The sequence below is a fragment of the Brevibacterium sp. SMBL_HHYL_HB1 genome, assembly GCF_018208375.1.
GTDB classification, from domain to species: domain Bacteria; phylum Actinomycetota; class Actinomycetes; order Actinomycetales; family Brevibacteriaceae; genus Brevibacterium; species Brevibacterium intestinavium.
The window spans coordinates 2,879,277-2,903,817 of record NZ_CP062936.1; the positions used below are offsets into that span (position 1 = coordinate 2,879,277).

Here is a 24,541-nt window from a genome sequence, read left to right on the forward strand (position 1 = left end):
AGGCCATCATGACATCAGATCCCTCACCGATGGAGCACCTGAGCATCCAGAGCGTGAAGAAGAGCTTCGGCGAGAACACCGCCATCGAGAAGATCGATCTGTCGGTGCGAGAGGGCGAATTCCTCTCACTGCTCGGACCCTCGGGATGCGGGAAGACGACCCTGCTGCGGATGATCGCCGGTTTCGAGCATCCCACGGTCGGCCACATCTACCTGGACGGCAAGGACCTCGTGGGTCTGCCGCCCCACAAACGGCCGGTGAACACGGTGTTCCAGTCCTATCTGCTCTTCCCGCACATGAATATCGCCGACAACATCGCCTATGGCCTCAAACAGGCGAAGGTGCCCAAGCCCGAGATCGCGAAACGGGTGCGTGAAGTCCTCGAACTCGTGCAGATGGAGGACTTCGCCGGCCGCAAGCCCGAACAGCTCTCCGGCGGTCAGCAGCAGCGCATCGCCCTGGCCCGCGCCCTGGTCAACCGTCCCCAGGCCCTCCTCCTCGACGAACCGATGTCCGCGCTCGACCGGAAGCTGCGCGAGGAGATGCAGCTCGAACTCAAACGTCTGCATGCGAGCCTCGGCACCACCTTCATCTTCGTCACCCACGACCAGGAGGAAGCGCTGGCGATGAGCGACCGCATCGTCGTCATGTACGAGGGCGTCGTCCAGCAGATCGGCTCCGGCGAAGCGATCTACGAGCAGCCGGCCAACCGCTTCGTAGCCGGCTTCATCGGCAAGCAGAACTTCATCCCCGTCACGGTCTCCGAAGTCGGCCCCGCCGGAGCCACCCTGCAGTCGAAGAACTCGGTGATGCGCACCGACGCCGTCGAATCCATGCCTGCGACCGCGAACACGGGCAGGGGCGCCGAGGCGCTCGTCGCAGGCGGACAGGTGCGGGCGGCCATCCGACCCGAGCGGATGCGGGTCTTGGAAGCCGATTCCGCCGCGGGCCAGACGCCGAACACAGCCCCGGGCACCGTCATCTCCTCCTCCTTCCTCGGCGATGTCGTCCAGTACATGGTCCGTTCCGGCACGAACAACGAGATCCTCGCCCGCGTCCCGGCCGCGGGGGCACGCCTGTTCGGCCACGGTGAGGTCGTCTCGCTGTCGTGGGACGAAGACGCAGTGGCGGTGTTCGCCGATGAGTGAGCGCTTCCCGATCAGCGTGCTCGCGCCGAAGTCGCAGGTCCCGACCATCTCCCGCCGATCGGCTCTGGCCGGTTTCGGGGTGCTCGGCCTCGGAGCGCTCAGCGCCTGCGGCGCGACGACGAAGATGGCCGAGTCCCCGGCCCCGGACGGTGAGATCGAGTCCAAGCTCAACCTCTACAGCTGGGGCGACTACGATTCCCCGGACCTGTTGGGGACGTTCAACGATGACTTCGACGTGCTGCTGCAGGTCGACTCCTACGGGTCGAACGAGGAGCTCATCGCGAAGCTCTCCTCGTCTCGGGGAACATCCGGCTACGACGTCGTCGTGCCCACCGGTTCGGACCTTGTGCGCTTCACCAGCCATGACCTGCTCCAGCCCCTGGACATGTCTCTGATCCCGAACTTCGAGCACATGGATCCGAATTTCATCGCCCAGGACTTCGACCCGAAGAACGAGTACACGATCTGCAAGGCCTGGGGCACCACCGGATACGCCTATCGCACGGATGTCATCACACGACCGATGGAGTCCTGGCAGGACTTCATCGATGCGGCCCAGGACGAGGCCGCAGGACGGACGTCTCTGCTCTCCGACGCATGGGAGGTCGCGGCGATCGGCTTGGCCGCTCGCGGCTACGGCCTCAATTCGACCGATGAGAGGGAGCTCGAGGAAGCGCGGAAGATCATCGTCGACGAGGTGGCCCCCAATGTCCGGGCCTACTTCGGCAGTGCGTCGACCGGGATGATCCAGGGAAGCTTCGATCTCATGCAGTCCTACAACGGCGATGCCCGTCAGGGCTTCGGCGAGGTCGACAACCCCGAGGACTGGGAGTTCGTCTTCCCCACCCCTTCGGCGAACCTCTGGATGGACTGCTGGGCCATCGCGACCGGGGCCCCGCACCCGGACGCCGCCCACGCGTTCATCAACTTCATGATCGCCGAGGAGAACGCGATGACGCAGATCGAATACATCGGCTACCCGATCGGGGTCCGCGGTTCGGAGGAGAAGGCCAGGAACGAGGGCTTCGAGGGACTCGACCTCATCTTCCCCGACCAGAAGATCCTCGATCGGCTCGTGGCCAGCGAGTTCAATGAGGGCACCCAGGCACGCGTCGATATCCTCACGGCGGCGCAGAGGAGGTCGGGAGCAGCATGACCCCGCTACGGAACAGAATCTTCGGCCCGGCGGCACTGTCGTTCCCGACCTGGGCCTATGTCGTCTTCTTCTTCGTCATCCCGGTGGCGATGGTGATCTTCTTCAGCTTCGGCTACAAACCGGACATCTACACCCCGGTGGCCACCGATCGCCTCAGCTTCGACCGGTTCCCCGAGGCGATGAACCCCGCGTTCGTGTCCACGTTCTTCGCGACGCTGCGCATCTCGATCCTCGGCACGATCCTCTGCCTGCTCATCGCGCTTCCCTTCGCCTATTGGATCGCGGTGAAGATCGCGCCGGCCAGACGCGGACTGGCTCTGGCCCTGGTCATGGTGCCGTTCTGGACGAACTTCCTCGTGCGCACCCTCGGCTGGCAGATCATGCTCTCGCCCAACGGCTTCGTCTCCGAATGGCTCATGGCCCTGGGGATCACGCATGAGCGCCTCGACATCCTCTACACTCACGCCGCAGTCCAGATCGGCGTCGTCTACAACTACCTGCCGCTGATGATCCTGCCGCTCTTCGTCGCCATCGACCGGTCGGGCACGAAGCTGCGGGAGGCCAGCTACGATCTCGGCGCGAACAAGGTCAAGACCTTCCTCAAGGTGACCCTGCCGATGGCGATGCCCGGCGTGATCTCCGGCTGTCTGCTCGTGTTCATTCCGCTCAACGGCGATTACGTGACCGCCACGGTTCTCGGCGGAGCCAGCGGATCGATGGTCGGCCAGCTCATCGCCGAACAATTCAACGCCGCCCAGAACTGGGCGGTCGGTTCGGCCATGGCGGTCGTGCTCATCGCCTCGACGGTCGTGGTCGTCGGCATCGGCTTCGCACTGTTGAAGATCGGGCAGCTCATCGCTGCGCAGGTCAACAGCATTCCGATCTCGAAGGGGAGGGCATGACATGGCCTATACGATCCGCAAACCGCTGACGGACAGGCTGCTGAGCGCCTGGGGAATCCTCGTCTTCATCTATCTCTTCCTGCCGATCGCCGTCATCGTCGTCTACTCGTTCAACAACGGCACGGTGCTGGCGAACTTCTCCGAGTTCGGCTTCAAGGCCTATATCAACGGTCTGAAGAACGATGTCATCGTCGCCACGGTCTTCACCAGCCTCCAGGCCGCGGTCGGCTCAGCGCTCGTCGCCACGTTCTTCGGCACCCTCGGCGGTGTCGCCCTGGCCCGGGCCAGAACCGGTCTCTGGTGGGCCGTGGGACTGACCGTCGTCCTCGGCGCCACTCTCTTCACCCCGGAGATCGTCGACGGCATCGCCTTCCTGCCGTGGTTCGTCACCCTCGGCGTGGACTGGGGACTGACACCGTTCAACGACGGCCTGTTCCGGCTCATCATCTCCCACGCGATGTTCTCCATGGCCGTGGTGACCTTCATCGTCCGCGCCCGACTGGCCGGGATGAACCGACAGCTCGAGGAGGCCTCAGCAGACCTCGGTGCCAACTCATGGCGCACGTTCCGGGACGTGACTCTGCCCATCGCAGCACCGGGCATCTTCGCCGGGGCTCTGATGTCGTTCACCCTCAGCCTCGACAACACGATCCTCTCGAGCTTCGTGCAGCTGCCGGGCTCGACCCCCTGGCCGGTCTACATCTTCGCCGCCGTCAAGGTGGCGCTGCGCCCGGAGATCGCCGCGGTCTCGACGCTGATGTTCCTGCTCACCCTCGTCGCGCTCGGAGTCTGCACGCTGGCTCTGCGCAGAACCGGGGGAAGTTCGACTGAGATCATCAAGACGATGGCTGGGTGAGGCTCCCGACGAAAACGGCACGTCCCGTCCTGGGCCGTGCCGAGCAATGACCGCTGTGCGGACCGACCGCGCGGCAGAAAGAGATACGACATGGACGTGCAGACCGCACTGGCCGAGGCTTCAACCGTTCCCTTCTGGCTCGACACCGATGAGCGCCCCTCACCGCTGCCGCCGCTGACCGAGGACCTGGACGCCGAACTCCTCATCGTCGGCGGCGGGTTCACGGGACTGTGGACGGCGCTGCAGGCCAAGGAACGCACCCCCGACAGGCACGTCGTGCTCGTCGAAGCGAACTCCATCGGCTGGGCCGCCTCGGGGCGCAACGGCGGATTCTGCGCCGCCAGCCTCACCCACGGCTACGACAACGGCCAGACGCACCTGCCGGAGGAGAACGAGCGCCTGGCGGCCCTGGGCCGGGAGAACCTCGACGCCATCGAGACCGCTGTGACCCGGTACGGAATGGACTGTGAGTTCGAACGCACCGGTGAGCTCGATGTGGCCACCGAGGACTACCAGGTGGCGGACCTGAGAGCCGGCCACGACCCCGAGGCGGGATTCATCTTCTACAGCCGACAGGAACTGGCCCAGCTGGTGAAGTCACCGACCTACAAGGCGGCCCTCTGGGACTCGCGCGAGGTCGCGATGGTCAACCCCGCGAAACTGTGCTGGGAGCTGCTGCGCGTCATCCGCGAACTCGGCGTCGAAGTCTTCGAAGGGACCAAGGTCACGAATGTCAGCGACCGGAAGACCACGGTCGCGGTCACAACCGAGACGAACGGAGCTGAGACCGAGGCGAACGATGCGGCCGCCTCGGCGACGATCACGGCCGATCGGGTGGCCCTGGCCACGAGCGTCTTCCCCTCCCTGCTCAAACGCGTCAGCCTGCACACGGTTCCCGTCTACGACTACGCGCTGATGACCGAACCGCTGACGACCGAGCAGATGGAATCGATCGGCTGGGAGGGCCGGCAGGGCATCGGCGACTGCGCGAACCGGTTCCACTACTACCGGCTGACCGCCGACAACCGGATCCTCTTCGGCGGCTGGGACGCCGTCTACCACTACGGGCGACAGGTGTCGTGGAAGTACGACCAGCGGCCGGAGACCTTCACCACCTTGGCCGAGCACTTCTTCGACACCTTCCCACAGCTGTCCGGACTGCGCTTCACCCACAAATGGGGCGGGCCGATCGACACCTGCTCTCGGTTCTTCTCGTTCTTCACCACCGCCTACGGCAAGAAAGTGGCTATGGCGGCCGGTTTCACCGGCCTCGGCGTCGGCGCTTCCAGATTCGCCGGAACCGTCATGCTCGATCTGCTCAGCGGCGAGTCCACCGAACTGACCGAACTCGAGATGGTCCGGAAGCTGCCCTTGCCGTTCCCGCCCGAGCCCGCCGCCTGGCTGGGCATCAGACTCACAACGCAGGCCCTGATCAAGGCCGATGAGAACCAGGGCCGACGTGGGCGGCTGCTCAAGGTCCTCGACGCCGTGGGCATGGGCTTCGACTCCTGAGCTCATGTCGGGGCCCGTCGCACACTCCGGCCGGCGCCATTCTCCGCACATCCCTGCCGGCCCGGCTCCCCTGCCGGCGCCGTTTGTGGTCACTGCACCGAGGTGATTTCGCCAGATTCGAGGTTTCGCCTCGGTGCGGTGACCACAAACGGCCTCTCGTTTCGGCGTCCGGACCGTGAGCCGGACAGTCGCCCGCTCTTGATAGACTTCGAACGAGCGCGGGAGGAACTCCCGAACACTTTCACAAAGGAGCGTAAGCACGCATGGCACGTGTCGTCGTTGAGGTGATGCCCAAACCCGAGATCCTCGATCCGCAGGGCAAGGCGATCGTCGGTGGACTGACCCGGCTGGGATTCACCGGGTTCGGTGATGTCCGGCAGGGCAAGAGGTTCGAGCTCGAGGTCGAGGGTGAAGCCACCGATGAAGTGCTCGCCCAGGCGCGCGAAGCCGCGGAGAAGCTCCTGTCGAATCCCGTGATCGAGAACGTCGTCGCCGTGCGCGTGGCCGAGGACGCATCGTGACCGCTGTGGCCGATGATCCCACCCTCGCCGAGGCGGGAGCCGAGTCCGGAGTAGCGATCGGAGTCGTCACCTTCCCCGGATCGCTCGATGACCGGGACGCCGCTCGTGCCGTGCGTCTGGCCGGGGCGAAACCGGTGAACCTGTGGCACGCCGACTCGACCCTGTCCGGCGTCGACGCCGTCATCCTGCCGGGCGGGTTCTCCTACGGTGACTATCTGCGTTGCGGTGCGATCGCCGGCTTCGCCCCGATCATGGAATCCGTCGTGGCCGCGGCCGGGCAGGGCATGCCGGTGCTGGGCATCTGCAACGGATTCCAGATCCTCTGCGAAGCCCATCTGCTGCCCGGTGCGCTCATCCGCAATGACCACCAGCACTTCATCTGCCGCGACCAAGAGCTCGTTGTCGAGAACACGGCCACCGCGTGGACCGGGGACTATGAGCGGGGACAGACGATCCGCATCCCGTTGAAGAACGGTGAGGGCGGCTACGTCGCCACCGAAGAGGTGCTCGACGAACTCGAATCGAGCGACCGGGTGGTCTTCCGCTATCAGGGCCTGAACCCGAACGGCTCGCTGCGCAGCATCGCCGGGATCACGAACGAAGCGGGCAACGTCGTGGGACTCATGCCCCACCCCGAGCACGCTGTCGAAGCCGGCTTCGGCCCCGAGGACGGCAGCGGGATCGACGGCCAGGGATTCTTCTCCTCGGCCGTGCGCACCCTCGTCGAGCGCTGAACCGCCCGGTGCTGATCAGCCGGGCTTCGGTCAGTGTCCGCCTCCGAGCAGCAGACGGGCCTGCACGCGGCCGACCGGCCGCGTGCAGGCCGCTTCAGTCTTCGGCCCAGTCGAGTCCGACAGCGGTTTCCAGAGTGCTGTTCGCCGCGTGCAGAGGCACCGCCCACGTCTTGTCACCGACGATGCCGTCGACATCGACCTGCCCCCATTCCTGAAAGCCTTCGACCGATGCCTTGGTCTCGGCCCCGAAGTCTCCGTCGGCCTCACCGGGTGAGGGCCAGTCCCCGTCTTCGGACCCGGAGATGAGCACCTCCTGCAGGTCACGGACGACATCGCCCTTCGACCCGGCCTTGAGAAGCGGCATCGGTCCGCCGTTCGGCAGTGCCGCCCAGGTGTCGTCTCCGACGATGCCGTCGACGTCGAGGCCTGCGCCCTCCTGGAACCGTTCGACTGCGGCTTCCGTGTCCGGACCGAAGTCTCCGTCGAGGGCGACGCTGAGATCGGGAGTTCTGCGCAGGGCCCGTTGGGCGCGGAACACGGCCGTTCCCTGATCTCCTCGTCTGATCAGGGGCTGTCCTGGATTCGGCATCTCTTCCTCCTTGTTCGACGATACGATGGAAGCTCCCTTGCCACCATCATCGATCAACCTACAATCGACCGAGACCGCGAACAAGAGTGCGACGAACCTCAGAGCCGGTGCCCGCGAGACCGCCTTCCGCAGGCACACATCGGTCGCCCCCGCAGGCACACATCGGTCGCTTGCGCAGACGCAGAAGGGCCCCGGCGAATCCGTTCCGCCGGGGCCGATCCCCAGTTCGTGGGGCCGGTCTCGCACCGTCGGGCCGGGTACCGTCACCGACCCGACGGGTCACTGGTCACCGTTCGAGCTGGGCGCGACGGCGAGCGAGCAGAATCGCTGCTGCACCGCCGAGAATGAGCAGGCCCCCGGCCGCCAGACCGGTGAGCTCGGCACCGGTGCGCGGCATCGAGTCACCACCGGAGCCCCCGGCCTCGCCCGAGTCCGTGCCGCCTCCGGATTCGTCTCCGGTGACGACGAACTGCCCGTCCATGCCGATGTCCTGGCAGTTCGCCTTGACCTGGTAGGTCCCTATGTAGGCCTGCGGGTCGTCGGCGAGGCCGTAGACCTGCACTCCGGCCGTCCCCTCATCATCGCTGTGGGTCGTCTGCTCGTAGAGCTTCGTGTCGAAGTCCTCGGACCAGACCTCGAACTGCACCTGGGCCTCGGGCTCGCAGGCGGTGACGGTCAGCATCACACCCTTTTCTCGGTTGACGAAGTCGACCCCGGAGATCTCCGAAGGCTCGACTGACAGCTTCGGATCGACGACGCTGCCGTCATCTGCGACGGTGAACGTGGCCTCGTCGCTTCGGTCACCGCAGGTCGCGGTCACCCGATACTCACCGACCCAGGAGGTGCCTCCCTCGCCGTCGGGCGTGAACTGGGCATATCCTGCCGCGTCCTCCCCGGCCTTCTGCGATTCCTCCCAGATGGCGGTGTCGGGATCATCGCTCGTGCTCACGCGGAAGGTCACATCAGAGTCGACGTGGCAGTTGACCATCGTCAGGCTCACTCCCCCTTCGAGGAATTCGCTGAGGCTCTGCGACTTCGGTGAGACCGTCAGCTCGGACTCCGGTGCGTCCCCATCGCCTTCGGTCACGGAGAAACTCGCTTCGACCGACTGGTCACCGCATTCTGCCTGCACGACGAACTCGCCGATCCAGCCGTCACCGCCGGTCCCGGGCAGGAACGTCGCCGAGGCGGCCCCGTCGTCATCGGCTCGCGTGCTGTCCTCCCAGTACTGAGTCTCGGGATCGTCGGCTCCGACGATGCGGAACGTCACGTCCTCACCGGCCGTGCATCCGGTCAGGCTCATCGAGACTCCGTCGACGAGATAGTCATCGATCGACTGCGTCTCCGGAGTCACCGACAGCTCGGCCTCGGCCGCTTCGTCGTCGACGACGGTGACGCTGCCGTTGAAGGTCTTCGTCTGCTGGCCCTCGCGCTGAACGGTGACCGTGACATCGAGGACGTCGCCGTCCTGCAGATCGGTGCTGCCGGTGATCGTCCCGGAGAAGGTCCCGTCCGATTCGACGGTTCTCGCTCCTTCCGACCCGGGCTCGGCGGTCACGACATCGCCGGCTTCGAGCGAGTCGATGGTGTAGCCGATTCCGTCGGTGCTGATCTCCTCGGCGGTCATCTCGGTCTGGTCGAGGGAGAACGATGCATCGATCGGTTCGGACTGGCCGGGTTCCTCCGTCTCATCGGCGCCGTCTCCCTCGCCAGGCGGCGTGGTCTGGCCGTCTCCGTCGTCTTCGCTGCCCGAGTCCGCCGGATCTTCGGGCTCAGTTGAGTCCCCGCCGTCCTCGTCGCCGGGAGTCTGTGTCGGTTCCGCAGCCGAAGCGGCCGAGCCCTCGGCTGCGGTCGCGGCGGCTGCCGGCCCGATTCCGAGCAGTGATGCCGTGAGAGCGACCGCCGCTGCCAGTGCCAGGCGTTTCATGGTGACCCCTCCAAAGGTTCGTCCTCGCCCGTTCGAGGTGATGGCAGGCACACTACGCGGGCAGTGGCGGGTCGGCGACTTTCGGTCATTTAGTACATGACGGAAATGAAACGCTTGTTATCGCCCACCGTCACCTCCGCGCAACACGGCCGCTCCCCCAGGCACAGCCGTCAGGGGTCAGCGGGATTCGAGAAGGCTCGGTTCACCTCGGCAGATGCTGACCGGTGTGAGCACCGCGACCGGAATTGCGTGTTCTTGACCAAGATCACGATTCCATACACTTCTGTCGGCAACGGGAGAAAACGTTATCCGCTGCACTTGCCGATCAGGTCCGGTCTGCGCCTGATTCCGCCTCGGCGCCGTTCCTCTCGTTCGGAAGCGGGGTCTCCCCTGCAGGCGTCTCGTCGGGCAGCGTCCCGGCCTCGGCCTCGGTCTCGGCGAGCACCTCGGCGGTGAATCGCTCCTCGGCGTCCTCACCGCGGAACTGCGACATGTAGAGGCGCCGGTAGGCGCCGTCGGCGGCGAGCAGCTGCTCGTGGCTGCCGTGTTCGACGATCGCCCCGTCCTCCATCACCAGGATGGTGTCGGCATCGCGGACCGTCGAGAGCCGATGGGCGATGACGAAGGAGGTCCTCTCGGTCCGCAGCGCCGCCATCGCCTGCTGCACGAGCACCTCGGTGCGGGTGTCGACCGATGAGGTCGCCTCGTCGAGGATGAGCAGGGACGGATCGGCGAGGAAGGCTCGGGCGATGGTGATCAGCTGGCGTTCTCCGGCGGAGACGCTGCCGCCGTCGGAGTCGATGACGGTGTCGTAGCCGTCGGGCAGCTGTCGGACGAACCGGTCGACCATGGTCGCCTTCGCCGCTGCGACGACCTCCTCGTCGGTGGCGTCGAGGCGGCCGTAGCGGATGTTGTCGGCGATCGTGCCTTCGAACAGCCACGCGTCCTGCAGCACCATGCCGACGTGTGAGCGCAGATCGGCGCGACTGAGGTCCCGGGTGTCGATGCCGTCGAGGACGATGGTGCCGCCGGTGACCTCGTAGAAGCGCATCACGAGGTTGACCAGGGTGGTCTTGCCGGCTCCGGTCGGGCCGACGATCGCGACCGTATGACCGGGATCGGCGGTGAAGGACACCTTCTCGATCAGTGGAGTCTCCGGGGTGTAGCGGAAGCTGACCTCGGAGAATTCGACCTTTCCGGGGGTGCGCGGCGGAAGGCTGCGGCTCGCCTCATCGGGGTCTTCCTCCTCCGCATCGAGCAGTTCGAAGGTCCGTTCGGCCGAGGCGACTCCCGACTGCAGCATGTTCGCGACCCCGGCCATCTCGGAGATCGGCTGGGAGAACTCACGCGAGTACTGGATGAACGCGGTCGCATCACCGAGCGTCATCTGCCCCGTGGCGACCCTGAGGCCACCGGCGACGGCGATGAGCACATAGCTGAGGTAGGACACGAACTGCATCGCGGGCATGATCATGCCCGAGACGAACTGGGCTCCGGCCGAGGCCCGGTACAGCGATTCGTTGCGGCGGTCGAACTCCTCGAGCATCACTTCGTCGCGACCGAAGGCGCGGACGATGTCGAGTCCGGAGAAGGACTCCTCGACATGGCCGTTGACATCGCCGGTGTGCTTCCACTGAGCCTTGAACAGCTTCTGGGATCGGGTGCCGATGACACCGGCGATGAGGCCCGACAGGGGCAGTGCGATCAAGGCCAGCAGGGCGAGCTGCCAGGAGACGATGAACATCATCACGCCGATGCCGATGATCGTCAGCGCCGATTGGATGAGTTGGGAGAACGCCTGCTGCAGGGCCTGCTGGATGTTGTCGACGTCGTTGGTCACCCGCGACATGACGTCACCGCGCTGCCGGGTGTCGAAGTAGCGCAGCGGCAGTCGGTTGATCTTGCGTTCGATGTCCTCACGGAGACGGTAGACCACACGCATGACGAGGGCGTTGAGGATGTAGCCCTGCGCCCACATGAGCATCGAGGCCACGAGGTACATGAGCAGGACTGCGATGATGATCTGCCCGAGCAATGTGAAGTCGATGCCTTGCCCGGGCACCACCTCGGCGGTGGCGAGCATATCGGCGAAGTCGTCGCGTCCCTGGGCGCGGGCACCGGCGATGATGTCATCGATATCCGCTCCGGTCGGCAGCTGGGCGCCGATGACTCCGGAGTAGACGACGTCCATGGCCTTGCCGAGGACCTTGGGGGCGATGACGGTGAGGACGACGGAACCGACGACGAGGGCGACGACGTTGATCAGTCCCCGCTTCTCGGTGGTCATGAGTCCGAACAGGCGTCTGACCGACGGCCAGAAGTGCTTGGCCTTCCGCGGCGGTGCGCCTCCGCTCATTTCGAGCTCTTCGCCGCTGGGGATGTAGTCGTCGTCCGTGGACACGACGGTGTCCGCTGAGGTGTCATCGGCCATGTCAGTTCACCTCTTCCGTCGTCAGCTGGGATTCGACGATCTCGCGGTAGGTCGGGTTCGTCTCGGCGAGTTCCTCGTGGGTGCCGCGGCCGACGATCCGTCCCGCGTCGAGGACGATGATCTGGTCGGCCCCGCGGATGGTCGACACGCGTTGGGCGACGACGATGACCGTGGCCTGACCGGTCGATTCGTCGAGGGCGGCCCGCAGCCGCGAGTCGGTGGCGACGTCGAGGGCGGAGAACGAATCGTCGAAGACGTAGATCTGCGGTTTGACGGTCAGCGCTCTGGCGATGCACAGGCGCTGTCGCTGCCCGCCCGAGTAGTTCGTGCCTCCCTGGGCGACGCGTTCCTCGAGCCGGTGCTCCTTCTCCGCGACGAAGTCATCGGCTTGGGCGATGCGCAGGGCCTCCCAGAGCTCGTCGTCGCCGGCGTTGTCATTGCCGAAGCGCAGGTTCGAAGCGATCGTCCCGGAGAACAGGTAGGGCTTCTGCGGGACGAGACCGATCAGCTGGGCCAACTGCTGGCGGCTGAAGTCGGTGACGGGCACGCCGTCGATGAGGACCTGTCCCTGCTGTGGGTCGATGAGCCTGGGGATGAGGTTGACGATCGTCGACTTGCCGGAACCGGTGGAACCGATGATCGCGGTCGTCGTGCCCGGTCGGGCGGTGAAGTTCAGGTCTTCGAGGACGGGGACCTCGGCGCCGGGGTATCCGAAGGTGACGTTGCGGAACTCGAGTTCGCCTCGGCGGGGCATCTCGTCGACGCCTGCCGGGATTCTCATACTGGTGCGGGACTCGAGCACCTCTGCGATGCGCTCGGCGCAGACGACGGCACGAGGAATCATCATCATCATAAACACACCCATCATCACGGCCACGAGGATCTGCAGGAGATACTGCAGGAAGGCCGTCAGCGAGCCCACTTCCATCTGCCCGGCGTCGACCCGGTGGCCGCCGAACCACAGCACCGCCGCGGTCGCCAGGTGGAGGACCATCATGATCGCCGGGAACATGAGGACGAAGAGGTTGCCGACCTTGACCGAGGTCTCGGTCAGGGCCCTGTTGGCATCGGCGTAGCGGTCCGTTTCGAAGGGTTCGCGCACGAACGCACGGATGACGCGGATGCCGGTGATCTGCTCGCGGAGGACTCCGTTGATGTCGTCGACCTGGTCCTGCATGCGGCGGAACAGCGGCATGAGGAGGTAGACGAGGATGGCGACCACGACGAACAGGACGGGCACGGAGACCCACACGAGCCAGGACAGGCCGATGTCCTCGCGCAGGGCCATGATGATGCCGCCGATGCACATGATCGGGGTCGAGACCATGAAGTTCAGGGTCATGAGCACGAGCATCTGAACCTGTTGGACATCATTGGTGTTGCGCGTGATCAGGGTCGCGGAGCCGAACTTTCCGACTTCGAGCATCGACAGGTCGTCGACCTGCCGGTAGATGGCGCGGCGGAGGTCCCGTCCGACGCCCATGCCGGTGCGGGCGCCGAAGAAGATCGCGGTGATCGCGGTGATGACCTGGACGAGGCAGACCAGCAGCATCGTCATACCGGTCGACCAGATGAAGTCGGTATCGCCTTCGGCCACGCCTTCGTCGATGATGCGTGCGTTGAGGCTGGGCAGGTAGAGTGCGGCGATCGTCGATGTCAGCTGCAGGATGACGACCAGGATGATGAACGGCCAGTAGTTCCCGGCGTATTTCAGGGACAGGCGGAGTAGGGCCACAGTGTACGTCCTGAGTGAAGAGTGAGCTGATGAATGAATCGTGAGAAGCGCGACAGACAAGCCTACATGCTCTCACCTTTCCGCGGAAGTCCGATCGGGCAATCCCCGACCTCTCCGCTTCACCACACGGGCCTGACGTGGACCCTCGCACCGCGTGCCTCTTCGAATCTCGAGCGCTGCCGCTTAGGCTTGAGATCATGAGCACAACTTTGCAGGACCTGGTCGACCGCGCCGTCTTCTACTCCACCGAGGTGCAGACGCATTTCGGTGGGCTGATCGCCGACGCCGAATGGGAGGTCGACTTCACCTCAGACCCGCACCTGACGTTCAGCTCGGCCGACGGTGTCGTGCTGCGCGGCCGTCCGCACCTGATCGGCTCCGAGTCGAGCCGGGACAAGACCTGGCTGTGGGGCTGGGAGAACGTCAACGACTTCCCCGATGCCGTGATCGGTCTGTCCCATGACGTCCGGAAGTTCGGTGCCGCCGAGGAGGTCGCGGAGCTGACGACCCCGGAACTCGACCTCGATGAGGAGCTCGCGCTGCGGCTGACCCTGGCCGCGAAAGAGGCCACGGGCAAATGGGTGCATTATCCCGCGGAGGCCGGCGCCGGCACCACGGTGTGGCTGCTCGTCGACGCCGCCGAGGTGGTCCTGCCCGAGCCGCAGGTCAAGGTCTCGGTGCGTGCTCTCATGCAGGGACTGACGCAGACGACGGTCAGCGATCATCGCGCAGCCATCGACTGGTACGTGAGCAAGCGGGGAATCCCCGTCCGGGAGCTGCCCGAGGGCGGTCTCCGGATGCTCTTCGCCGATGGTTCGGCGGATCTGTCCTTCGATGACGAACGCCGGATCTCCAACTGCGATATGAATACACCGCTTGAGGGCGAGGCCGCAGAACAGTGGGCCGAGGCCAGCACAAGCGCCGAGGTGGGCGCGGAGCCGAGCACCGCCGGCTCAGAGCCCGCGGTCGACGCAACGACTGCACCGCCGGCCGGGGCCGGTGATGAACCGGTTCAGCAGTCCGCCGAGGCGGCCGAGACGACTGCGGGCTCCGCCGAGAGCCCGGTCTCAGAAGACCGCCGCGAGAAGGCGCCGGAGCAGGCAGAGCCCGCGGGCACTCCGGAACCGTCCGTTTCAGGTGACGCAGCGGCATCGGGCGTCGCAGCGGACAGCACTGATTCGGCGCCGAGCGCCACCGACGAAACCGCGGACGAGTCGGCGGCCTCGGATGCGGATTCCGAGCCGGCCGCACCGGCTGAGGAGGAAACGCCGGCCGAGAAGCCGAAGAAGAAGGGGCTGTTCTCCAAGCTCTTCGGTCGCTGATCGCTCAATCCCTCAGCACAGGGGCCGTTGTCGATGCGTCGGCAACGGCCCCTGTGGGCGTAAGGGCCATGGCTGCCAGCGCCCACCAGGCCCACACACAGTGGGGGTGTCCCACACACAAAACCCGTCGCGGGCGCCCCGCCCACAACGAAAAGGGGGCAGACAACAACCCCGCCCATGAATACAAGAAAGGGCCCCGTCCAACACGAACAGGGCCCTCCCCACAAAAATAAATGCGGCAGTCACCTACTCTCCCACAACCACCAAGTTGCAGTACCATCAGCGCGAATGGGCTTAGCTACCGGGATCGGAACGGTTAACCGGGCGTTTCCCCACCACTATCACCACCGCAAAACCAACAGACCACCACACCCAACACACCAGTCAGGCGGTAGCAGTCCAAGAACCGCACAGCGAACGCGAACACCACAAACAATGCAACCACCCCACACAAAAAGGGGGTCTTGCCACCAACGAGCACACCACACACTCACGCACACACCAACCCAAAAAGGTCAATGAGTGATCGGTGTATTAGTACCAGTCAACTCCACACATTACTGCGCTTCCATACCTGGCCTATCAACCCCATCATCTATAGGACACCTCTCCCCACACAAATGTGGGCTGGAAATCTCATCTCGGAGCAGGCTTCCCGCTTAGATGCTTTCAGCGGTTATCCATCCCGAACGTAGCCAACCAGCCATGCTCCTGGCGGAACAACTGGCACACCAGAGGTTCGTCCGTCCCGGTCCTCTCGTACTAAGGACAGGCCTCCACAAATTTCCTACGCACGCAGCGGATAGGGACCGAACTGTCTCACGACGTTCTAAACCCAGCTCGCGTACCGCTTTAATGGGCGAACAGCCCAACCCTTGGGACCGACTCCAGCCCCAGGATGCGACGAGCCGACATCGAGGTGCCAAACCATGCCGTCGATATGGACTCTTGGGCAAGATCAGCCTGTTATCCCCGAGGTACCTTTTATCCGTTGAGCGACCACGCTTCCACAAGCCATGGCCGGGTCACTAGTCCCAGCTTTCGCTCCTGCTCGACACGTCCGTCTCACAGTCAAGCTCCCTTGTGCACTTACACTCGACACCTGATTGCCAACCAGGCTGAGGGAACCTTTGGGCGCCTCCGTTACTCTTTAGGAGGCAACCGCCCCAGTTAAACTACCCATCAGGCACTGTCCCTGAACCCGATCAGGGTCCGAAGTTCAGGAATCCACTATGGTCAGAGTGGTATTTCACCGATCGACTCCACCCCAACTAGCGTCAGGGCTTCCCAGTCTTCCACCTATCCTACACAAACCACACCGAATCCCAATACCAAACTATAGTGAAGGTCTCGGGGTCTTTCCGTCCTGCTGCGCGTAACGAGCATCTTTACTCGTAATGCAATTTCGCCGAGTTCGTGGTTGAGACAGCAGAGAAGTCGTTACGCCATTCGTGCAGGTCGGAACTTACCCGACAAGGAATTTCGCTACCTTAGGATGGTTATAGTTACCACCGCCGTTTACTGGGGCTTAAATTCTCCGCTTCACAGAACGAATCCTGTTAACGGGTCCTCTTAACCTTCCAGCACCGGGCAGGCGTCAGTCCGTATACATCGACTTACATCTTCGCACGGACCTGTGTTTTTAATAAACAGTCGCTTCTCTCTGGCCTCTGCGACCACCACCAGCACATCCCCAAGCCAGTTGGGTTCACCGGGATGGTCCCCCTTCTCCCGAAGTTACGGGGGCATTTTGCCGAGTTCCTTAACCACGATTCTCTCGATCACCTGAGTATTCTCTACTCGACCACCTGTGTCGGTTATAGGGTACGGGCAACACACACCCTCACGCCGATGCTTTTCTCGGCAGCAGAGGATCACCAGATCACCCCACCGACAGTGGGGCGCCCATCAGCTCTCACACTTACTGTGGGGACGGATTTGCCTACCCCACGTGCTACAACCTTAGACCGTGACAACCATCGCACGGCCTGGCTACCTTTCTGCGTCACACCACACGCTTACCGACTCCACACTCAGGTCCCACCCCGCACACCAAACCAGGCATCCGAAGATGCCCAGGGCGTTTGGGACGGTTAGTCTCATGTGTTTTGGTACTGTCGGTTGTGTGTCGGTACCAGAATATCAACTGGTTATCCATCGACTACGCCTGTCGGCCTCGCCTTAGGTCCCGACTTACCCAGGGCGGATTAGCCTAGCCCTGGAACCCTTGGTCATCCGGTGGACGGGCTTCTCACCCGTCTTTCGCTACTCATGCCTGCATTCTCACTCGAGACGCCTCCACCACTCGTTCACACGGCGACTTCACCAGCGACTCGACGCTCCCCTACCCAACACCACACCATTACGGCGACCGTGGTGCTGCCACAACTTCGGCGGTGTACTTAGCCCCGCTACATTATCGGCGCTCAATCACTTGACCAGTGAGCTATTACGCACTCTTTCAAGGATGGCTGCTTCTAAGCCAACCTCCTGGTTGTCTTCGCAACTGAACATCCTTTCCCACTGAGCACACGCTTAGGGGCCTTAGTTGATGGTCTGGGCTGTTTCCCTCTCGACAATGAAGCTTATCCCCCACTGTCTCACTGCCACGCTCAACCTTGACTGGCATTCGGAGTTTAGTTGACGTCAGTAACCCGGTAGGGCCCATCAGCCATCCAGTAGCTCTACCTCCAGCAAGAACCACGCAACGCTGCACCTAAATGCATTTCGGGGAGAACCAGCTATCACAGAGTTTGATTGGCCTTTCACCCCTAACCACAGGTCATCCCCTCCATTTTCAACTGAAGTGGGTGCGGGCCTCCACGCGCTCTTACACACGCTTCACCCTGCCCATGGCTAGATCACTCCGCTTCGGGTCTAGGACACGCGACTCAAATCGCCCTATTCGGACTCGCTTTCGCTACGACTACCCCACAACGGGTTAACCTCGCCACGCACCGCTAACTCGCAGGCTCATTCTTCAAAAGGCACGCCATCACAGCCGCTACGGCTGCTCTGACGGATTGTCAGCACATGGTTTCAGGTACTCTTTCACTCCCCTCCCGGGGTACTTTTCACCATTCCCTCACGGTACTATCCGCTATCGGTCACCAGGAAGTATTTAGCCTTACCAGGTGGTCCTGGCAGATTCACACGAAATTCCACGAGTTCCGTGCTACTCGGGCACACGCACACTGCAGAAGCATCCATGTTTCGTCTACGGGACTCTCACCCACTCCGGTCCTGTTTCCCACCAGGTTCGACTACACAAACACCACCACAGACCAGTCATGCTGAACCGGACCATGCACGCCCCACAACACCCCCACAGCAACACCAGCACGCTTGACACTGAAAGGGTTTAGGCTCCTCCGGGTTCGCTCGCCACTACTACCGGAATCATTGTTATTTTCTCTTCCTGCGGGTACTGAGATGTTTCACTTCCCCGCGTTCCCCCACGCACCCTATATACATTCAGGCACGGGTCACCACCCTTGACGGTGGCGGGGTTTCCCCATTCGGACATCCTCGGATCAACGCCCGTTTATCGGCTCCCCGAGGCTTATCGCAGATTTCCACGTCCTTCATCGGCTCCTGATGCCAAGGCATCCACCATGCGCTCTCACACACTCACCACCCCATAAGGGTCAGCTCCATGTGCGGAATTTGTCAAGGTGAGTGAGACCAGCGGGAGTTAGGCAGCTGGTAGCTCAACCTGCTGGCGGTCGTCGTCAGTCGTGCTCTCGACGGGCTTGTTGATCCAGGCAGCCGCAGGGAGGTCGAGGACCTTCGGGGGTGCGTTCGTGGCGAACCGTTCAGGATGAGCCGCCCGGGCCGCGGCGAGGACGTCAGCGCGTTCATTCGCCTTGGCCGCTGCGAGTCCGTAGTGGACATCGGCCGGCGTATGCAGACCGAGTCCCTGGTGGTGATGTTCATGGTTATACCAGGACACGAACTCGTCGATGAACCCTCGCGCCCCAGCCAAAGACCCGAATCGTTCGGGAAAGACCGGCGCATACTTCAACGTTTTAAACCACGCTTCGGAATAGGGATTGTCGTTGGAGACCTTCGGCCGCGAATGCGATCTGGTCACTTCCAGATCGGCCAACAGTGTAGCCACGGACTTCGACGTCATCGACGTGCCCCGGTCGGCATGGACCACCTGTGGGATGCCGTGGATGCCGAACACCTCGGCCATCATCTCCTGAGCCAACGGTCCGGACTCACGAGCATGGACATGAGCACCAACGATGTAGCGGGAGTAGATATCGATCATCATAGGCGTCGTAGTACACACCCCGGGTCGGTCCGGCCAACTTGGTGATGTCCCACGTATACACCTGTCCCGGCCCGTCAGCGACCAGTTCCGGCACCGCTCGGGCAGGATGCCTGGCCTGCCGTCGACGTTCTCTGACCTGGGCATGCTCGGCCAGGATCCGATACATCGTCGAGATCGAGCAGAGGTAGACGCCCCGGTCGAGGAGAGTGGCGAAGACCTGCATCGGGGTGGAATCGACGAACTCAGCACTGTTGAGCACGGCCAGCACATGCGCTCGTTCAGTGCAGTCGAGCCGGTTGGCCGGGACCACCTCCCGCGGTACAGGCGGGCCTGAACGTCTGCGGCGGCGTGCCGCGGTCGACCGCGCGATACCGGTCAGCCCAGCCGCGCCCCGGGTACTCAAGCCGTGGACGGTCAGCTCGGTGTAGGCGTTCATCAGCGCTTCTTCCGCCTGGTCTCGGTATCCGCGCTCTTGGAGGTCTCTTCCAAGAGCGCGCGTGCTTTTCCCATAATCTCCAATGCCGTCTCCGTGCGGTCCAAACGCTGCTGGGTCTGCTCGAGCTCGCGGCGCAACCGGGCAATCTCAGCCTGATCCTTGCTCGGCTTCCCGACCGCCTGACCGGGCTTCTTTCCATCCAAGACACCCGCATCGCGCAGTCTGCGCCATTCGGTGATCAGCGAGGAATACAGCCCCTCACGGCGCAGGTAGGCTCCTCCCTGCTGCTGCCTGCAGGCTTCTTCGTACGCGGTCAGGTGGGCGAGTTTTTGGTCGGGGGTGAAGGTACGTCGGCGTGGACCATCAGCGCGTGGGTGGCGAGGGTTCATCGTTCCATCATCGCCGATCGGAGTTGATGATGGGGAGAGAGTCGAGATACTCATCGTGGTTGTTCCTGATCTCGCCCTGCTAAGGCGGACTTGCTATGAACCGGTGGACTCAACTCACCCTGACACGCAGGGGTGCGCGCGAAATGTATCAAACACACTCGTATTCGATGACAAGAAAATCACATTACATAAACAACACAAAAATGTTGTTGATGCTCGCGTCCACTATACGATTCTCAAACCACTACCAAACACCACCAACCAGCAGCCACGAACCCGTGACCACCACCTGGCAGGTCGGTCTATCAGCAGAAACCACACCCAACACAGGGCTTGTGATTCCAGGACCCAATAACGTGCCTGTCCCAACCCACCCGACACCCACCCCCTGGGGCAGAAACCCCAGCCAGGCAGCATCGACGAGCAAGCAGTTGTGATGTTCCACCCATGAGCACCCAACACCACCACGAACGGGTGATCAATTGGGGTTCTGATGTGTGCTCCTTAGAAAGGAGGTGATCCAGCCGCACCTTCCGGTACGGCTACCTTGTTACGACTTAGTCCCAATCACCAGTCCCACCTTAGACGGCCCCCTCCACAAGGGTTGGGCCACCGGCTTCGGGTGTTACCGACTTTCGTGACTTGACGGGCGGTGTGTACAAGGCCCGGGAACGTATTCACCGCAGCGTTGCTGATCTGCGATTACTAGCGACTCCGACTTCACGTAGTCGAATTGCAGACTACGATCCGAACTGAGACCGGCTTTAAGGGATTCGCTCACCCTCACAGGCTCGCCTCTCTCTGTACCGGCCATTGTAGCATGCGTGAAGCCCAAGACATAAAGGGCATGATGATTTGACGTCATCCCCACCTTCCTCCGAGTTGACCCCGGCAGTCTCCTATGAGTTCCCACCATCACGTGCTGGCAACATAGAACGAGGGTTGCGCTCGTTGCGGGACTTAACCCAACATCTCACGACACGAGCTGACGACAACCATGCACCACCTGTACACCAGCCCCAAAGGGAGCACCTGTTTCCAAGCGTGTCCGGTGTATGTCAAGCCTTGGTAAGGTTCTTCGCGTTGCATCGAATTAATCCGCATGCTCCGCCGCTTGTGCGGGCCCCCGTCAATTCCTTTGAGTTTTAGCCTTGCGACCGTACTCCCCAGGCGGGGCACTTAATGCGTTAGCTACGGCGCGGAAAACGTGGAATGTCCCCCACACCTAGTGCCCAACGTTTACGGCATGGACTACCAGGGTATCTAATCCTGTTCGCTCCCCATGCTTTCGCTCCTCAGTGTCAGTCACAGCCCAGAGTCCCGCCTTCGCCACCGGTGTTCCTCCTGATATCTGCGCATTTCACCGCTACACCAGGAATTCCAGACTCCCCTACTGCACTCTAGTCAGCCCGTACCCACTGCCCGCGCAACGTTAAGCGTTGCGTTTCCACAGCAGACGTGACCAACCACCTACGAGCTCTTTACGCCCAATAATTCCGGACAACGCTCGTACCCTACGTATTACCGCGGCTGCTGGCACGTAGTTAGCCGGTACTTCTTCTGCAGGTACCGTCACCTTACGGCTTCTTCCCTGCTGAAAGCGGTTTACAACCCGAAGGCCGTCATCCCGCACGCTGCGTCGCTGCATCAGGGTTTCCCCCATTGTGCAATATTCCCCACTGCTGCCTCCGTAGGAGTCTGGGCCGTGTCTCAGTCCCAGTGTGGCCGGTCGCCCTCTCAGGCCGGCTACCCGTCGTCGCCTTGGTAGGCCATTACCCCACCAACAAACTGATAGGCCGCGAGCCCATCCCCAATCGAAAAAACTTTCCACCACCAACCATGCGGCCGGTGGTCATATCCGGTATTAGACCCAGTTTCCCGGGCTTATCCCGAAATCAGGGGCAGGTTACTCACGTGTTACTCACCCGTTCGCCACTCATCCACCCCCAGCAAGCTGAGGGCTTCAGCGTTCGACTTGCATGTGTTAAGCACGCAGCCAGCGTTCGTCCTGAGCCAGGATCAAACTCTCCATAAAAATTATGTTGCAGAATGAATCCCAGCAAGACAGCCAACCCGACCACGGGGGTGATCGAAGCTGGCCCAATAAATAGTCTCACCAGAAAAACAAACAATTTCTGGCATCACAACTAGTTCAAACAAACACGCTATTGGATTCTCAAACCACAAACACACACCCATCACCGCAACCCACACAAGGCCACGTACACTGGGGGCATCCGCATCAAATATCGCCACCCCACAACCCAACCCGGACCGAACCCGTGTTCGTCCTGGTCAGACCCGGCAGAAACCCTGTTCTTCGAACCATGTTCCCGGCGGGGCAACGAGATATAACTCTAGACCAGACCAGAAGCGTCGTGCAACTCCAACCGGGTCCACACGCCTGTGACAACCGTCACCGACGCCGACCAGCCACGACACCGGCCCGAACCCCACCATCACAACCACGCGCAACCAACCACGAACACTGACCGAACCCAGCGCGCGAACCACGCCAAGAGTCACGCAGACCATGCCTCAGCAATCGAGGACAATGCTCATCCGAGGGCGGCGCGGATCCGTTCAAGCTGCTTGTCGATCACACCCCCGACGGATTCCAGCTCTGCTGCGGGCACCGACAATGACACCGCGCATGCCCTCCACTGCCCGACCGCCTCGACGACTTCGCTGAGAATGGTCCGGGACTCTGAGTCAGTCAGGTGACAGAGCGCAGCGAGCTCCAGCAGTGCCTCTGCCTCGTGCTCAGCCTCGGTGACACCGTTGATCGCCGTTTGCCGATCGACGGCGATGTCCGGCTCAGGGTTGATGTCGAACGCCGGGCTGAGTTCCCACCCGGCGTCGGTGCGAAGGAAACCGTGATTGCGGAGATGATCATCGGTATTGTGGACTGCCGTTGACAGCGCGATGCGCCGGAAGAGCTGTCTGCAGTCGCGACGCCATTGACGGCTCGTATCCTCGATCGCCTCGATGACATCGACGCAGTCAGCCGCTTCGCCGTCGCGGCGATCTGCCGCGGTCATCGCGCTGATGTATCCGATTCGCTGGTGTCCGGCGCGGTCGAATCTGTCGAGCAACAGCACTGGTCGATCTTCGATTCGCAGCAGCTGGGTGTCAGGGACGGTGATTCCTGCTCGTCGTGCCAACTCCAAGGCGACGCTTTCCCACAGGATGACGCTCCACTCATCGCTGGGCCTGGAGAACTTCGCTATGAGAAGCCGGCCGTCATCGCCGGACACAGACGCTTTGGGCCGAGCGCCGCCGAGAGATCCGGTTCCTGCCTCGAGCAGGCGTTTGATGGCCGTTCCTGAGCCGTCAGCGGCCTCATCTGCGGCCTGTTGGAGTTCACGTCTTCGGTATGCGTGTCCCTGTTGCCAGGTAGTCCCCGGAGGTTGATCTCCTGAACCGGAGAGCTCCCGGTCTGGTCGTATCGCTGACACCGAGCAGATAGTCGACTTCGGTGAGTCGGCGATCCCGAACATCGCCGGCCGCCACCAGTCGCCGGTGCTGTTTGCTGACGAGATAGCGTCCCCACCGGTCCGGCGCGCAGTCTCCGAATGCGCCCGGCATTCCAGAGACGTTCAACGGTGCGGTCGACAGTGGCAGTGCGGGATCGATGGGGAACGCCCACCGAGTCTCAAGCTAGTCGTTAGAGTATCTGAACGTGGTTGAGGTCTGCCCGCGAGCGATATGGAACTACGCCCCCCCGACGAGGACGGTGCGACCTCTCCAGTCCAGCTCGACGCGGATGTATTCGCTCATCGGCGGACCCGTGATGGCAGTGTCTCCGTCGAACACAGCCGACCGACATCTGTGCTGAGGGGATCGAAGGAGCCGACGACGTGGTCGATCTGCCCGAGAGCTTGCATCACGGACATAACTGCCCCGATCGACACCCCGGGATCGCCTCGTTCGACCTTCTGCAGGGTTGATCGTGAGATGCCTGCGCGCTCGGCCAGCTCTTCGGCTTTGAGCGACTGCATCAGTCTCCAGCGGCGCACCGACGCGCCCATGTCGGCAAGACGCCTCGAGACCGTGCGCGTCGGATTCATTGCTCCTCCTCACGACTGCGATCCCACTCACCACAGCCGTTACTGGTGAGAATGCGCGACATAAGGAGTGTGAGCAATGGAACGAGGCCGCGCTGCCGGTCTTGTCGGCAGGACTGCCAAGACGATCGTCACCGGCATCAGCCGTATGCCACCCCGCCCACAACGAAAAGGGGGCAGACAACAACCCCGCCCATGAATACAAGAAAGGGCCCCGTCCAACACGAACAGGGCCCTCCCCACAAAAATAAATGCGGCAGTCACCTACTCTCCCACAACCACCAAGTTGCAGTACCATCAGCGCGAATGGGCTTAGCTACCGGGATCGGAACGGTTAACCGGGCGTTTCCCCACCACTATCACCACCGCAAAACCAACAGACCACCACACCCACACCCCCAACAAAAAGAGGACTCACGGGCGGTAGCAGTCCAAGAACCGCACAGCGAACGCGAACACCACAAACAATGCAACCACCCCACACAAAAGGGGGTCTTGCCACCAACGAGCACACCACACACACACACACACACCAAC

Annotated in this window: 14 protein-coding genes, 4 rRNA genes and 1 pseudogene; 8 read left to right on the top strand and 11 right to left on the bottom strand. The window is 62.7% G+C overall.

All coding sequences use genetic code 11. From position 1 onward, the window contains the following. Positions 1-8 precede the first annotated feature (8 nt). The 7 genes from IG171_RS13360 to purQ all read left to right on the top strand — a co-directional run bounded on the left by IG171_RS13360 (position 9) and on the right by purQ (position 6,829). Complete coding sequence (locus tag IG171_RS13360) at positions 9-1,148, top strand: ABC transporter ATP-binding protein (protein ID WP_212127898.1); 1,140 nt, start codon at positions 9-11, stop codon at positions 1,146-1,148. Further along, positions 1,141-2,304 (top strand): spermidine/putrescine ABC transporter substrate-binding protein, encoded by a 1,164-nt coding sequence (locus tag IG171_RS13365; protein WP_212127899.1) that lies wholly within the window; start codon positions 1,141-1,143, stop codon positions 2,302-2,304. The genes IG171_RS13360 and IG171_RS13365 overlap by 8 nt, the downstream gene beginning before the upstream one ends. Next, a complete protein-coding gene (locus tag IG171_RS13370; RefSeq protein WP_212127900.1) occupies positions 2,301-3,206 on the top strand; it encodes an ABC transporter permease in 906 nt (301 codons plus the stop codon). Before IG171_RS13365 ends, IG171_RS13370 begins: the two co-directional genes overlap by 4 nt. Position 3,207: 1 nt before the next feature. Further along, a complete protein-coding gene (locus IG171_RS13375) occupies positions 3,208-4,062 on the top strand; it encodes an ABC transporter permease (RefSeq protein WP_212127901.1) in 855 nt (284 codons plus the stop codon). Positions 4,063-4,152: 90 nt separating this feature from the next. Beyond that, positions 4,153-5,574 (top strand): FAD-dependent oxidoreductase, encoded by a 1,422-nt coding sequence (locus tag IG171_RS13380; RefSeq protein ID WP_212127902.1) that lies wholly within the window; start codon positions 4,153-4,155, stop codon positions 5,572-5,574. Between the two features lie 263 nt (positions 5,575-5,837). Then, positions 5,838-6,095, top strand: coding sequence for a phosphoribosylformylglycinamidine synthase subunit PurS (gene purS, locus IG171_RS13385; RefSeq protein ID WP_212127903.1), 258 nt, complete (start codon positions 5,838-5,840; stop codon positions 6,093-6,095). Beyond that, positions 6,092-6,829 (top strand): phosphoribosylformylglycinamidine synthase subunit PurQ, encoded by a 738-nt coding sequence (purQ, locus tag IG171_RS13390; RefSeq protein ID WP_212127904.1) that lies wholly within the window; start codon positions 6,092-6,094, stop codon positions 6,827-6,829. Before purS ends, purQ begins: the two co-directional genes overlap by 4 nt. A gap of 94 nt (positions 6,830-6,923) precedes the next feature. Here the strand turns inward: purQ and IG171_RS13395 are convergent, their stop codons facing one another. From IG171_RS13395 to IG171_RS13410, 4 genes are all read right to left on the bottom strand, one after another. Further along, complete coding sequence (locus IG171_RS13395; protein WP_212127905.1) at positions 6,924-7,418, bottom strand: peptidoglycan-binding protein; 495 nt, start codon at positions 7,416-7,418, stop codon at positions 6,924-6,926. A 286-nt stretch (positions 7,419-7,704) separates the two neighbouring features. After that, positions 7,705-9,345: a hypothetical protein gene (locus tag IG171_RS13400; RefSeq protein WP_212127906.1), complete on the bottom strand. Its 1,641-nt coding sequence runs from the start codon at positions 9,343-9,345 to the stop codon at positions 7,705-7,707. 325 nt (positions 9,346-9,670) lie between these two features. Next, positions 9,671-11,701, bottom strand: coding sequence for an ABC transporter ATP-binding protein (locus tag IG171_RS13405; RefSeq protein WP_249204349.1), 2,031 nt, complete (start codon positions 11,699-11,701; stop codon positions 9,671-9,673). 76 nt (positions 11,702-11,777) lie between these two features. Beyond that, positions 11,778-13,511 (bottom strand): ABC transporter ATP-binding protein, encoded by a 1,734-nt coding sequence (locus IG171_RS13410; RefSeq protein ID WP_212127908.1) that lies wholly within the window; start codon positions 13,509-13,511, stop codon positions 11,778-11,780. Between the two features lie 197 nt (positions 13,512-13,708). Between IG171_RS13410 and IG171_RS13415 the strand changes: the two genes are divergently transcribed. After that, positions 13,709-14,833: a DUF6882 domain-containing protein gene (locus IG171_RS13415; RefSeq protein WP_212127909.1), complete on the top strand. Its 1,125-nt coding sequence runs from the start codon at positions 13,709-13,711 to the stop codon at positions 14,831-14,833. Between the two features lie 233 nt (positions 14,834-15,066). Here IG171_RS13415 and rrf (IG171_RS13420) read toward each other — a convergent pair. From rrf (IG171_RS13420) to rrf (IG171_RS13455), 7 genes and pseudogenes are all read right to left on the bottom strand, one after another. After that, a 5S ribosomal RNA gene (gene rrf / locus IG171_RS13420) occupies positions 15,067-15,185 on the bottom strand. 162 nt (positions 15,186-15,347) lie between these two features. After that, a 23S ribosomal RNA gene (locus IG171_RS13425) occupies positions 15,348-18,469 on the bottom strand. A 58-nt stretch (positions 18,470-18,527) separates the two neighbouring features. Continuing rightward, positions 18,528-19,937: pseudogene (locus tag IG171_RS13430) on the bottom strand (IS3 family transposase). 508 nt (positions 19,938-20,445) lie between these two features. Further along, a 16S ribosomal RNA gene (locus tag IG171_RS13435) occupies positions 20,446-21,972 on the bottom strand. Together the 16S, 23S and 5S rRNA genes form the textbook arrangement of a ribosomal RNA operon. Positions 21,973-22,495: 523 nt before the next feature. Further along, a complete protein-coding gene (locus IG171_RS13440; protein ID WP_212127910.1) occupies positions 22,496-23,194 on the bottom strand; it encodes a HipA domain-containing protein in 699 nt (232 codons plus the stop codon). 519 nt (positions 23,195-23,713) lie between these two features. Next, positions 23,714-24,007, bottom strand: coding sequence for a helix-turn-helix transcriptional regulator (locus tag IG171_RS13450; protein ID WP_212127911.1), 294 nt, complete (start codon positions 24,005-24,007; stop codon positions 23,714-23,716). 248 nt (positions 24,008-24,255) lie between these two features. Then, positions 24,256-24,374 (bottom strand): 5S ribosomal RNA (rrf, locus tag IG171_RS13455). Positions 24,375-24,541 lie beyond the last annotated feature (167 nt).